The organism is Caproicibacter sp. BJN0012 (genome assembly GCF_035986805.1).
Lineage (GTDB): Bacteria > Bacillota > Clostridia > Oscillospirales > Acutalibacteraceae > Caproicibacter.
The window spans coordinates 2,399,934-2,411,715 of record NZ_CP142518.1; the positions used below are offsets into that span (position 1 = coordinate 2,399,934).

Genomic DNA, 11,782 nt, shown 5'->3' on the forward strand with positions numbered 1-11,782 from the left:
ATAATGAGGAACGATTCTAATAATTCGCTGAAGCTCTTCACCGCCCTTCACCGCCTTGGCCGGCAGATGCATCGGTGCGCGCACCATATCGGTCACGCAGGCGGCTATTATCGCGAACAGTCAAGGCTGTTGCTTCTCATCGCGGAAAACGACGGGGTCATCCAGCGCGATCTTGCTGAGGAAATGGATGTGCGGCCTTCTTCCATGACGGAAATGCTCGCCAAAATGGAACAGCTTGGCCTTGTGGAGAGAAAACAGGATGAAAAGGACCAGCGCGTCATGCATATTTTCCTGACGGAGCAGGGAAAAAGCGCTGTGAAAGAATCGCAGGATGCCACAAGAAAAATGACGGATACTTTGTTTGGAGGATTGTCCGGGGAGGAAATCAGCCAGATGCTGATCCTCACCGAAAAGCTCTGCACCCATTTGGACGCAATCGATTCGGCCGGACTGGAACAGGAGGCCATGCACCACGGGCATCACCGAGGCTTTGGGGGATGCCGCGGCTTTGAGGAACATCTTGACTTTGAAGGACACCACCATGGATTTAATCATTTCTGAAGCAAATTCCAGGCAATATTCTTAATCCCACGGATATTTTTGTCAGTACCCTACGTAAACACAGGCACAGAGTGCCAGAAGACAGGCAGGTGAAAACAAGTGGATGGAAAGAACTTGTCTTATTCCAGCCGGAACTATCTGGACTTCATTTACCGGCAAAGCACGCAAACAGGATATGTGCGCCCGGTTGATATATCGAACGGCCTGCACGTTGCCAAGCCAAGCGTCACAAGGGCGGTTAAAATTCTGGAAACCGAAGGTATGGTTCGGAAAGATCCCCGTGGAGGAATCGGCCTTACGGTCCTGGGAACCGCCGTCGCCAGAATTTCGCGCAACAAACGTGAAATTCTAAGAATATTCTTTGATCGGACCATCGGGGACAGATGCACATTATCCGATCAGGAAATGAACAGAATCGCCTATTCCATCAGCGACGAGGCGATTCGGGCAATCGAGGAATACCTGCAAAAAGCAGGGCCTGAGAACAGCATCATACAAAAAGCCGCTTTCCGTTAGCCCCCGCCAGGAGTCCCCGCTGCCTCGCGATGGGCGTCCCTGCCTGTTTTGATATCTCCGATCGTCTCATTCCCTGCGCCCCGGCCAGATTCCAAACAGGCCGGTAACTGTCGGTCCTGCCTTGCTTCCCCGCCCCTCCCCGGGACAGTTAAATCAAATGTTTGACACCCCGGTATCAGCACGATTCCCCAGCGCAATTATTTCCCCTGAGTATTGTTCCTATTATGACGGCTGAAACAATTCCCAGAACGCCGCCGAACAGGAATGGAACGTCGGAATTTATTTTATCCCACAGGAACCCAGCTATGATGGACGACAATAACAGTCCGAACCCCTGCAGCATGCCGTAAATTCCCAGTACGGTCCCCTTGAAGCCCGAAGGCGCGTTCTCGGCGATAAAAGCCCTCTCCGCTCCGCTGATAAACGCGGTGTATGCGCCGTATGCGATGAATAGGACCAGAATGGCGGGCTTCGACGTCAAGAGCGCAAACCCGAGATAGACAAGACCGTAGATCAGGTATCCCGGCACAAGGATTCTGCTTCTTCCAAATCGATCGGACAGCTTTCCGGACGGAATGGCAAGCACGGATGCGGCGACATTGAAAACCAGATACAGTAGAAGAACCTGCGAAGCCGAAAATCCCCTCTCCTGTGCTTTCAGAAGCAAAAAGGTGTTCGATGAGTTTCCGAGGCAAAAAACAAAGATTGCAGCAAGATATAATTTCAGTTTTCCGTCAAGCTTCAGCCCTTTCAGCGTGAGCTTTTCAGATACCATACCGCTGTTTTTGTCTTCCCGGACAGAAAAAATGATCAGGATTCCTATTACTGCAGGGATGATGGAAAGCAGGAACGCCCTGTGGAATCCAAAGCTGGTGGCAATGAAAAGATAGGCAAACAGAGCGCCAAGCGAGGAACCGGCCATGTCCAGCATTTTATGTAATCCGAACGACCCGCCGAGCTTTTTGCCGTCGCTTGATTGCGCCACAAGCGCGTCGCGCGGAGCGGTTCGGATGCCTTTCCCCGTGCGGTCGATCACCCTTGCCACTAAAACGCCGGGCCAGGACACAGCCAGAAGAAGAAATATCTTATAAATAACAGACGCGGAATATCCGGCAAAAGCGAGGCGCTTTTTATTGTGGCGCACATCACCGATGTAGCCGCTGAACACCTTGAGAAGCGAGGCTATGCTTTCGGCAATTCCTTCTATGATTCCGACTATGGCAGGCGACGCCCCAAGCGTTGCCGTTAAAAAGAGCGGGACCAGAGGGTAAACCATTTCGGTGCTCATATCGACAAACAGACTGACAAGCCCAAGCAAAACAATATTGGAAACAGCAAATTTCTTTTTCACTATGGACCCTCCCTATGTTTTATCGGTAAACTCGTATACCTTATCGCAGAATTTCTCAAGTGCTTCGGCGCATTTCGAGAGCGTTGCACTTGAGGTTTTCCCCAAGGAAGCTCCGAAAGTATCTCTCGCTTCTATTTTCGCGTACCATTGCTTCAATTTATCGAGCTCTTCTTCGTTCTCTTCTATCTCCGCAAATGTAAAGTTTTCCCGGGCAATTTCCTTGTCGATCTCCTTGAAAAATTCTTCACACTGCTCAAGAAGCTCCCCGTATTCCTCATTCCTTGCCGAGTTGAACCGCTTGATAATATTTTTTTGCCCGTCTTCGTCTACAGAAGATTTCATGACGAACGCCTCGCCGTTGTTCTGGACAACCTCGCTTTTGATATCGTTGAACAGGCTGAAATTCTCATCCGTCAGAGGCAGAATCCACATCGATTGCTGGATATTGACCGCTCCTATCTTTTTCAGCTTGCGCCATAAAGAGACGCGAACCCTCGAGGGTTCCCTCGGCAGTGTATAGTTGACGACAGCCCAATCGTTTTGATTCATACAAACCCTCCGCCAAAATGTAATACTGGTTACAAATTAAATATATCACATTGTAATACTGGTTACAAGTGTATAAGTAAAAAAAGAGCACTCCTGCGCGGGTGCATAAGGATCTGTCGTCGAAACAGACGGGAGGCCGTAGAGAAGATTCTCTTCTCTACGGCCTCCCGTCTGGATTTGCCCGTATAGGGGCACGGCCCATGAGCATGCCCGCTCTCAGATCCCGGCTCAGCTAACAGCGTTCAGCTCGTATTTCCTGCTGCCGAGCCCTATTGCTTCCGCATGTTCCAACGTGTGAATCCCATGCCGGGACTCTATGCGCTCAATCAGGTCTTTGCCGTCGGGCGCGGCATAGACGAGATCCACGCAGGCCTGGTCGAGTGCCACCGGATCGAGCGAACCCAGAATACCGATGTCCGCCATCGTCGGTTTCGCCGGATGGCTGTCGCAGTCACAGTCCACGGACAGGTTGTTCATTACATCGATGTAGAGAATACGGTCCTTCAAATAATCCGCGACGCCCTTTGCGGCCTCCGCCATCGATTCTAGAAAATCGTCCTGCGGCGTGTTGACGCCGAATCCCACCGTTTCCCTGCCCGCGCTGTGGATCAGGCTTTTCCCCGTTGAAGACGCGATGCCGATGGACATATTCTTGATGACGCCGCCGAATCCGCCCATGGCGTGCCCTTTGAAGTGCGCGAGATTGACAACAAAATCGTAGCCGGCAAAATGAGAGCCGACCACGTCCTCCTTGAGGTGCTTTCCGCCCGAGATGGGAAGATTCATGCCGCCTTCCGCGTCCATCACGTCCACCGGTGCGATAGCCTTAAAGCCGTGCTGCTCCATCGTGCGGAGGTGGCTTTTCGTATCCGCGCGGCCTCCGCCGTAGGCGGTGTTGCATTCCACGATCGTGCCGCTTACTGCTTTCACCAGCGGTTCAATCAGCTTGGGTGAAAGGAAATAGTGCCCGCCCGGCTCGCCGCTGGAGATTTTCACGGCGACTCTGCCCAAAGCCCCGCGGCCCAAAGCCCTGTAGATCCTCATCAGCCCATCAGAACTGATGTCCTTTGTCATATAAACGATTGCCATCCCAAAGAATCCTCCTTCATTCATCTTGATCAAATCCGCATCGTTTACAGCGTACAACCTGAAGTCGAGTCCAAGTCAAGAAGTTTATTAAAACTTTTTTGAAAAATGAGAAAATCCCATGGCAAAAGAGGAAAACATCTTTGCGGCGGGCGCCGTTTCGCCGTCAGCCTTCAATCGTTTCAGTATCTGAACTGCGATATCATTATCACAAGCTATCCGCCACAAGGTACCATTGTTCGGCGGGGTCCGGCGGGCATTTTGCATTTGGCGGGAACCCCGGTGATCTTTATTTGCCGTAATTTCGGATTTGAAAGCATACCTTGTTGCCAGCGACGGGTCAAGCCCGCCCATAAATTGGCAACAGCCTCTCACTGTTTTTTAAACTCGAATTAGCGCTATGTTCACATTGGATTTATAGACTTAAAGCGTGCTATGAGATATGGAGGTGGTCTTCGTATCAGTCGGCGGTTCCCGCTAATTAGGGCCGCCGCTTTTATTGCACCTCTTCCGGCATTGGTGCAAATGCATCCAGTGGATGATATTTTTGCCTGTTCGGATCTTTTGAGCAGTTTGCTTTTTGCATTAATTTTTTTGCTAACAGCGTCGGTTTTTGGCTTATGTGATGATTTTTATAAATATAATTTTATTCGACACTTTTCACTGTAACGTGTGTTCATAATAAAGACTGCTTCTAAGAGAAAAAGGTGCATTAAGTCACCTAATAAAGAAAGGATGCTAAAATTGGTAAAGATTATTGTAGACAGAAAAATGCTGAAGGAAAGGCTCTCACGGGTAAAGGATGGGCAATTAATTGAATTGGCCATTATTCCATCCCAAAACGACTGCGGAGACTGCATGCCGGCGTTCCTGCATTTTGCAGCAATACATAGCAATGGCACTTATGAGGACTTAGAGAGCATCGATGAATCCGCCGTGGAGGTGCGCGAAAAAGAGATAGCATGACTTTTCCATGGAAGGATGCCCTTTCCCCGAACCGATTCCGGTGGGCTTAGAACAGCCGCTTCCGGCGACGCCGGAAGCGATATTTTGCATTGACATTTCCTTCCAACCGGCTATAATATAAATATCTTCTTTTTATACGCATCGTTTTGCACGGCCGCACTGGAATTCCGATTCCAGCGCGGCTATTTTTGTGCAGGGCGCGCTTCCTTCGTGCGGCATTCCGCAAGGATGGCTAAGATATGATCAGTTCCTGCCTTTTTCCTTTCCATAAATTACGTTTGCAAAATAGTTACAAATTTGTTACTATTTAAATATTCCAAATACATAAGGAGGCTATGGACATGTGCTTTTCTGATCTCATGAACTATCTGTATCAGTGCCTTGGCTTTGGAACCTGCAATCAGTGATGACGCGCTTATATGCCGAAATAGCTTTTCTTTTCCGCCGTCCTCCGGTGTCCTCCTGGGGGCGAAGGGGAAACAGCACATAAGAAAAGCCGCATGAGCTACTGAATAATTCAGTAGCCATGCGGCTTTTCTATTTTTTTGTGCGATTCGCGGGCCCACTGTGTTTACTGATCAGTATAATGTTCTTGACAGTTCATCTATCATGTATTACAATATAGCAGGTGCATTGCAAGACATAATAGTTCCGAAAGAAGTGAACCTGCTTGCTCTCATCACAAATGCTGAAAGGGACATTGGAAGGCTGTATCCTCAAAGTTATCAGTCATAAAGAGACTTATGGCTATGAAATTTCTCAGGAGCTGCAAGAATACGGCTTTTTAAATATTTCAGAAGGAACCATTTACCCTCTTTTATTAAGGCTTGAAAAGAATGGACTGATTACAGCACAATACCGGGAATCCCCATTGGGGCCTAAGAGAAAATATTTTTCCATTTCGCCAGCGGGAAGAAAGGAATTGGATGCCTTTTATTCAAATTGGAGGGAGCTAGAAGATGCCGTAAACATGCTATTTAAAGATGGAGGGCAAAAGGATGGACAAACAAACGAAAGAACTTAACCGGATCAACAACGAATTAGACAAACAGGTAAACACTGAAAACCTGGATGCATTTACCAATATTATTTGTTACCTGCGGGGAGCAAATATCTCTGAGCATAATCAGGAGGTAATTCGACAGGATTTACTGGAAATGGTCTTGTCCGCACAAAAAAGAGGCGAAAATATCAAATCCGTCGTTGGGGAAGATTACAAAGTTTTTTGTGATGACATCATCGCAAGTTTGCCCCCAAAAAGTATGGCAGAAAAAGTTTTGGAGTTTTTTGATATCATTTGCTGGTGCCTGTCTATTCTTGGCGCAATCAATATCATTATCGCAGATGAGACAATCGCTTTGGTATGTGATCTTGCAACCGGGAGACCTCTTAATTTTGAGATTTCTATCTCTGTGGGAAGTATGATCTCTCTAGGCCTTACGATTGTGTCCGCCTTTATCATCGTCGAGGTCATATTAAAAAACCCTTTTAAAGCAGGGAAAAAAGAAGACGTGAGTAAAACAAGAACTTTTTTTATAGGTGCAGGTATTATGGCGGTTTTTCTATTCATTGCATGGGTCGGAAAGACTACGCTTTTTACCGTGAATGTATTCGCTGCATGTATTTTTACTCTTGCGCTATATATAGCTCACAGGGTACTTGCAAAAATTCGATAATTACTCTAACTCTTTGCTTTCTAAGTTACATTTCTACGACGTACCAGCCGCTGCCCGGATAAGGACGATGGATAGATTTTATACTTTCTCATTCAAATTTCTTGACAAAAGGCTGTCAAGGGCTTATCATTTAATTTAAGAGTCATATGACTGACGGATGTGGAGTACCACAGGGGAGTATGACAGAAAAGGCCGGCCGTCTGGGCGAACAGTCCAGATAGCCGGCCTTTTTTGCATGGTAGCGGAAAGGAGGAATTCCGCCGGTTATTATTTAATTTCGTTTTGCATTCAAATTTTAGAAAAATGGCAGAGTAGATAATTGTGGGTTATGTGCCCGAGAAACGGGGAGTTGATCTCGGGACGGAAACATTTCGTTATGGCACAAGCAATACGAAAGTTGCCGTACAATTATCGCATCCCGCTGCCGCATATAGGAGCGATCCTCCTTTATGTGGCATTGAGTCTTGCCATATTCAAGGAGGTTTTTTCATGTTAAAAAATAAAATTCGCTCAATCTTCACGCCAAAATACTGGATTACCGCTTGTTCCGAGTTTCGAAATCCCCGCTCACTTGTTTTCGCGGGATTGACCATATCTCTCAGTACAGTCCTGAGTTCACTTTATATCCCGGTAGGTGTAAATCTTCGCATTACCACCGCTTTTTTGGCTCTTGCTCTCGGTTCGATGATTTTCGGCCCGGTTGTCGGCTTATCCGCCGGATTAGCATACGATTTAATCGGTTACCTGCTTATCCCCGCCACCGTCTTTTTTCCGGGATATACTTTGTCGTCCATGCTTGAATTCTTTATTTACGGGATATTCCTCTACCAGTGCAAAATTTCTGTGTTACGGGTATTCGTTTGCAAATTGATCATCGATTTTGGCATTCATGTCGGATTAGGATGCCTTTGGAGCAGTATGCTATATGATAAAGGGTACTACTACTTTTTTGTAAAAAGTCTTATAAAAAACTCAATTATGCTCCCTCTTGAAGTTGTAATGCTTGTCGCAGTGCTGCAGGTATTTCTTCCTGTTCTTGCGCATCAAGGCGTCATCCCAAAGCAAAAAAGTAAATACATACCTCTGATTTAATCATTTCGTTTCCGTGCCAAGAATATAAGACGTCCGGATATGTCAAGGACATGTTGAATCCGACCGGGATTCCTTCTGAAATTGTGGCTCTACCAATCCAAAATTCGGTTTCAACGAAGCTATTTTCTTTATATGCGATCCGCCTGATTGTTTCAAACTTCTTTTCTGATAAAAAAGGGTTTTTCTTTTTGAAGTTAATATGCAAACACCTGATTTCCCTTGTTTTTTAGCATCATCAATACAGTAGCTGAGCAGTTGCTTTGCATATCCCTTGCCCTTAAAGGCCCCGGATACCCAGGCAATAGATATAAATCGCCAGTTACAGGAACCCAAGCTATTTCCAAAGGCACATATTCTATAAAAACTTTTCCCCTTTCGTCAAGCTTTCTGAAAATATGACCTTGTGGTATCTGTTCCTTGAGCCATTGTTTTTTATGCTGGCACCTTGCTGATGCTTTTTGTCAGAAATAGCACAACAAAATGTTCGTTATCAATGTTTTCAAGCAATATATTCTTAAAATCTTCAGCCATTGTATTTTCACCTTCTGTTCTATAAAGAACCTGAAATTCAATAGATGTTTATCTGATATTATTTCTAAAGTATAGCATGAAATAACATAAAAAACAGGCTGAGATAGATACATCTTGCATCTATCTCAGCCTGATAACTATGGTGCGGGTGTTCTTACAGCATTTATTCAAGAAAGCCAGTAATATCAAGGACCTATAGGCAGTTAAAAAGCAGTATTTACCCCTAAAAGAGCACTCAAAGCTGCATAGAACAAGAGCATTTTGCCGTACAGTCAAAATTCAAAAAAGCAGAGCACAGATCGGGGGACGTTATAATGTCCTGTCGATAATTTCCGCCTGCGTAATAATATCCCGCAGCCTGTCGCCGCCGACTTTATATTCCAGAAGTTCATCCACGGTAGCGTAAACCATACTGTCTTCTTCCATACCGTTACTCGGTCCAGCCGAAAATTTCATTTTTCCGTTCGGCCAGACTGAACTGATGGTGTAGTCAATTCCTTTCCACTCAAACTCCACATCCCCGCCTCTTGACATACTGCTTTTGAATTCACTCAGCGTTTTGAACTGATAGGCGTCTCCGTTAACTGTCAATTTCATAGGGATTTCTCCTTTATATTTGTAAAACTTAAATTCAGGTGCTCCGTTCGGATATTCTTCCGGCGGATAGTTAATATCACCATTTGAGAAATCCGGCGTTCCGTTATTCGGATTCCAGTTAATAATTTTATCGTGAGGGTCCGTATGCGCCCACGATTTGTTGTGGTCAGTATAATGACGAACTTTAATTCCCCAACCTCTGCTGTCGTATTTTACAGATACCCAGTAACCGTTTGTTCCTTTTCTGTTTTCTACATAATATTTCTGAATCGTATTTGGCGGACCCCATAAAATTCTTTCGTTTGCTTTGTCTGGGTTTGGTTTCCACATTGCGCCGTAGGCGCTACCCATGCCGGTCTGAATAATGTTATTATAGTACTCATCATTCCCACTTACAACATATCCGCTTTTAATAATGAGATTACTCCCTACCGGAAGGGACGCTTCGCCGCAGATGTATTTCGCATATTTGGATGGTGTGTATGGGTCTTCGTTCATGTACTTCCACGAACTTAGTTCATAGTCGACAAACACGATATCGCCCTGCATCTCGGGGAATGGTGTATTGTAGCAGATGATTTTCTCCGGTTCGATCCGGCGGAGCATCTCGTTATAGCCCTTTAGAAAAAACTCTTTCTGGTCCTGGCGGTTGTCATGCGCCGACACCATATAGGTGGATACTGCAACCGTGGAGCCTTTTTGAATTCCATCAAAGCAGAATTCGAATGTATTCTCATCACCCCAACTTACGGTTGGAACGACACGAATTCCCTTTGACGCAAAATAGGCACCACACCAGCGATTCCGGAATGTGTTGAAGATCTGCAGAACCGGCGCCATTTCGACATACATACTGAAGTCGGGAGAAAGCACCGCACGATATCGTTTCAGCTTTTCCAGATCGGTATCGGGATTTTTCCAGACACGCTCAAATTTATAGTCATACAGAAAAAAATGAACCATCCGGTTGAAATGCTTTGTGTCATTAAGATCCATCCTATCAAATCCTATGAGAAGCAAATCACTAAAATCATCTGCTTTCACTTTGGATTTCGGAATTACCGGAATTTGCAGTTTCCCTTTCCCTTTGAACTGATCGCGAAGGAAAAGAGGACTTGTTCGATACTTATAATTTTCTTCCGTCATTGAACTACCTCCTAAAAACATCTTCTACTTATAGGCGGTATTCAGTCAGATATTTCCCTATTTAATGCAACTATTCACAAAGTTTTAAAATATTTTTATGTGAATGGCTTCGAGTGTTCTTACAGCATTTATTTATCAAATAAGGCAGCTTTAGCGAGTAAGCCGAAGAAAATCCGAGAAAAAGAAAACAGAGCCGTCAAATTCGACGACTCTGATAGTGGTACGAGTGTTCATAACGACAAACTTGGGAACCCGCATAAAATAAGGTTTTCGGCATCAGGCAGACGAATATTACAAATATAAACATGCTGAATCACATTAAAACCATTTCTTGTCTATAAGAAGATACTCACGTATTTCCTTACGAATATCTTTGATCGTTGGAGAATGAGATTTGCTTTCATAAATAAAACTATTATAGATTGCCTGATAAGAAATATGTAAAGGGTTTTCTTCACTTGAATTAAAAGATTTGGCTTGCAAAATAAATTTTTTCAATTCAGGTATCATGTAGTTCTTCAAGTTGAAATCAATATCTGCCAGTAACGTTTCTAATAAGTTAATGATTTTTGTTGGCATAAAAGGGTTAGCAATAAATTCATTGATTTTCTGTATTGTTTTTTGATGTGTTTTAGTAAGATATAGTTTTTCCATTCTTACTACCCCTTTTTCTATCTGATCATTTAATTCTTTTTTGTAATTTTCAAACTCTTTTTCATCATCAAACAATTGCTCATGAAAAGGTGAACGATGGACTTTAAAAGTTTTAGTAGGCCCACTATCTTCAAGTAACATAAAACCACCAATATTTTCTTGAACCGCTTTGCTAATTTTATCATCAGTTAATTTAAAATTGTAAGTAGTTAACAAATCGAAAGCATTGCAAGCGGCTATCCCCATATAATCAAGGTCAAAATAGAATTCACCTTTTTCAACAGAAACAAAATCCAACAACTCAACAAGAACTTCTGTCTGTCTTTTCACAACTTCAGATCGTAAAGGTTGTAAGAGTGTATACCTTGCACGTCTATATGTTAAGATAGCAAGCAATGTTGCTATCAAAGTAAACAGAACCCATAAGACATCTTTAAGCCAACTGATATTGTTTATAACCCAATTCATTATTTATCTCCTTGACCGCCAAGTCTCAATGTCTGATAAACTTATTATAGCACATAAAAAATCGTTTCTAAAGAATGATTACTCAATTCCTTTAGAAACGATTTTGGTACGAGTGTTCATAACGACAAACTCGGGAACCCGCATAAAATAAGGGCTTTCGATGTCAAGTGAACGAATATTACACTTGAATCGAGTACATGAGCTTTTCTCTCTTCGATAGAACAAACTACAGTTCATAATTGCCTTAGAAATTCTTAATTATTTTTTTTCACCGTTTTGCTTTTCTAATTCATCTCTCAAAGTTCCTAAGAGTTTGTCGCTTCGAGTATCCCTACCGTCCGGATTTCTAAAAGATCCCGCAGGGATTTCCAACTTCTTTTCAAGATTTCCAATCTGGATATCACTTCTAATCTTCCTTTCCATATTTTCACCCCCCTTACGACAAACTTGGAACCCCGCATAAAATAAAGGCTTTAATCGTCAAGTGAACGAATATTGCACAGCTATATATCTTAATCGCAGTCGTTCTCTTTAAAAATGTATCCAATCCAACTGATTTAACTATATGTCTAACATCATGTTGGGTAAC

14 protein-coding genes and 2 riboswitches are annotated in these 11,782 nt (G+C 44.1%); of the genes, 6 read left to right on the forward strand and 8 right to left on the reverse strand.

What is annotated here, in order from left to right; translation table 11 throughout:
* The first annotated feature begins 3 nt into the window (after positions 1 to 3).
* Both VA597_RS11585 and VA597_RS11590 read left to right on the forward strand, forming a co-directional pair.
* Positions 4 to 561, forward strand: coding sequence for a MarR family winged helix-turn-helix transcriptional regulator (locus tag VA597_RS11585; protein WP_128743055.1), 558 nt, complete (start codon positions 4 to 6; stop codon positions 559 to 561).
* A gap of 99 nt (positions 562 to 660) precedes the next feature.
* A complete protein-coding gene (locus tag VA597_RS11590; RefSeq protein ID WP_128743057.1) occupies positions 661 to 1,077 on the forward strand; it encodes a metal-dependent transcriptional regulator in 417 nt (138 codons plus the stop codon).
* 175 nt (positions 1,078 to 1,252) lie between these two features.
* On the opposite strand, the gene VA597_RS11595 is transcribed toward VA597_RS11590, so the two are convergent.
* From VA597_RS11595 to VA597_RS11610, 4 genes are all read right to left on the reverse strand, one after another.
* Positions 1,253 to 2,428 carry an MFS transporter gene (locus VA597_RS11595; protein WP_243112502.1) on the reverse strand — a complete coding sequence of 392 codons (1,176 nt, stop codon included), beginning with the start codon at positions 2,426 to 2,428 and terminating at the stop codon, positions 1,253 to 1,255.
* 12 nt (positions 2,429 to 2,440) lie between these two features.
* Positions 2,441 to 2,977: a Chromate resistance protein ChrB gene (locus VA597_RS11600; RefSeq protein WP_128743059.1), complete on the reverse strand. Its 537-nt coding sequence runs from the start codon at positions 2,975 to 2,977 to the stop codon at positions 2,441 to 2,443.
* 228 nt (positions 2,978 to 3,205) lie between these two features.
* Positions 3,206 to 4,066, reverse strand: a complete 861-nt coding sequence (locus VA597_RS11605) for a DUF362 domain-containing protein (RefSeq protein ID WP_205703165.1) — start codon at positions 4,064 to 4,066, stop codon at positions 3,206 to 3,208.
* Positions 4,067 to 4,153: 87 nt separating this feature from the next.
* Positions 4,154 to 4,417, reverse strand: coding sequence for a hypothetical protein (locus tag VA597_RS11610; protein WP_128743063.1), 264 nt, complete (start codon positions 4,415 to 4,417; stop codon positions 4,154 to 4,156).
* Positions 4,418 to 4,798: 381 nt separating this feature from the next.
* On the opposite strand from VA597_RS11610, the gene VA597_RS11615 reads away from it, so the two are divergent.
* The 4 genes from VA597_RS11615 to VA597_RS11630 all read left to right on the forward strand — a co-directional run bounded on the left by VA597_RS11615 (position 4,799) and on the right by VA597_RS11630 (position 7,797).
* The gene (locus VA597_RS11615) at positions 4,799 to 5,029 is read left to right on the forward strand and encodes a hypothetical protein (RefSeq protein ID WP_326974604.1); all 231 of its coding nucleotides are present in this window, start codon (positions 4,799 to 4,801) and stop codon (positions 5,027 to 5,029) included.
* A gap of 685 nt (positions 5,030 to 5,714) precedes the next feature.
* Complete coding sequence (locus tag VA597_RS11620) at positions 5,715 to 6,053, forward strand: PadR family transcriptional regulator (RefSeq protein WP_164919130.1); 339 nt, start codon at positions 5,715 to 5,717, stop codon at positions 6,051 to 6,053.
* On the forward strand, positions 6,028 to 6,705 hold the full coding sequence (locus VA597_RS11625) for a hypothetical protein (protein ID WP_128743067.1): 678 nt from the start codon (positions 6,028 to 6,030) through the stop codon (positions 6,703 to 6,705). The genes VA597_RS11620 and VA597_RS11625 overlap by 26 nt, the downstream gene beginning before the upstream one ends.
* Positions 6,706 to 6,841: 136 nt before the next feature.
* Positions 6,842 to 6,918: riboswitch (ZMP/ZTP riboswitch) on the forward strand.
* Between the two features lie 92 nt (positions 6,919 to 7,010).
* Positions 7,011 to 7,131: riboswitch (THF riboswitch) on the forward strand.
* Between the two features lie 63 nt (positions 7,132 to 7,194).
* Positions 7,195 to 7,797 carry a folate family ECF transporter S component gene (locus VA597_RS11630; protein WP_128743069.1) on the forward strand — a complete coding sequence of 201 codons (603 nt, stop codon included), beginning with the start codon at positions 7,195 to 7,197 and terminating at the stop codon, positions 7,795 to 7,797.
* Between the two features lie 42 nt (positions 7,798 to 7,839).
* On the opposite strand, the gene VA597_RS11635 is transcribed toward VA597_RS11630, so the two are convergent.
* The 4 genes from VA597_RS11635 to VA597_RS11650 all read right to left on the reverse strand — a co-directional run bounded on the left by VA597_RS11635 (position 7,840) and on the right by VA597_RS11650 (position 11,616).
* The gene (locus VA597_RS11635) at positions 7,840 to 8,130 is read right to left on the reverse strand and encodes a GNAT family N-acetyltransferase (protein WP_326974605.1); all 291 of its coding nucleotides are present in this window, start codon (positions 8,128 to 8,130) and stop codon (positions 7,840 to 7,842) included.
* 507 nt (positions 8,131 to 8,637) lie between these two features.
* On the reverse strand, positions 8,638 to 10,071 hold the full coding sequence (locus tag VA597_RS11640; RefSeq protein WP_164919046.1) for a DUF4417 domain-containing protein: 1,434 nt from the start codon (positions 10,069 to 10,071) through the stop codon (positions 8,638 to 8,640).
* 318 nt (positions 10,072 to 10,389) lie between these two features.
* Positions 10,390 to 11,193: a hypothetical protein gene (locus VA597_RS11645; RefSeq protein WP_326974606.1), complete on the reverse strand. Its 804-nt coding sequence runs from the start codon at positions 11,191 to 11,193 to the stop codon at positions 10,390 to 10,392.
* A 258-nt stretch (positions 11,194 to 11,451) separates the two neighbouring features.
* Positions 11,452 to 11,616 (reverse strand): hypothetical protein, encoded by a 165-nt coding sequence (locus tag VA597_RS11650; RefSeq protein ID WP_164919047.1) that lies wholly within the window; start codon positions 11,614 to 11,616, stop codon positions 11,452 to 11,454.
* Positions 11,617 to 11,782: the final 166 nt, after the last annotated feature.

Coding starts and splice junctions, on each gene's coding strand:
- VA597_RS11585 (WP_128743055.1), top strand. CDS start 4: ATGAGGAACGATTCTAATAATTCGCTGAAGCTCTTCACCGCCCTTCAC.
- VA597_RS11600 (WP_128743059.1), bottom strand. CDS start 2,977: ATGAATCAAAACGATTGGGCTGTCGTCAACTATACACTGCCGAGGGAA.
- VA597_RS11605 (WP_205703165.1), bottom strand. CDS start 4,066: ATGGCAATCGTTTATATGACAAAGGACATCAGTTCTGATGGGCTGATG.
- VA597_RS11610 (WP_128743063.1), bottom strand. CDS start 4,417: ATGGGCGGGCTTGACCCGTCGCTGGCAACAAGGTATGCTTTCAAATCC.
- VA597_RS11615 (WP_326974604.1), top strand. CDS start 4,799: ATGCTAAAATTGGTAAAGATTATTGTAGACAGAAAAATGCTGAAGGAA.
- VA597_RS11620 (WP_164919130.1), top strand. CDS start 5,715: ATGCTGAAAGGGACATTGGAAGGCTGTATCCTCAAAGTTATCAGTCAT.
- VA597_RS11625 (WP_128743067.1), top strand. CDS start 6,028: ATGGACAAACAAACGAAAGAACTTAACCGGATCAACAACGAATTAGAC.
- VA597_RS11630 (WP_128743069.1), top strand. CDS start 7,195: ATGTTAAAAAATAAAATTCGCTCAATCTTCACGCCAAAATACTGGATT.
- VA597_RS11640 (WP_164919046.1), bottom strand. CDS start 10,071: ATGACGGAAGAAAATTATAAGTATCGAACAAGTCCTCTTTTCCTTCGC.
- VA597_RS11645 (WP_326974606.1), bottom strand. CDS start 11,193: ATGAATTGGGTTATAAACAATATCAGTTGGCTTAAAGATGTCTTATGG.
- VA597_RS11650 (WP_164919047.1), bottom strand. CDS start 11,616: ATGGAAAGGAAGATTAGAAGTGATATCCAGATTGGAAATCTTGAAAAG.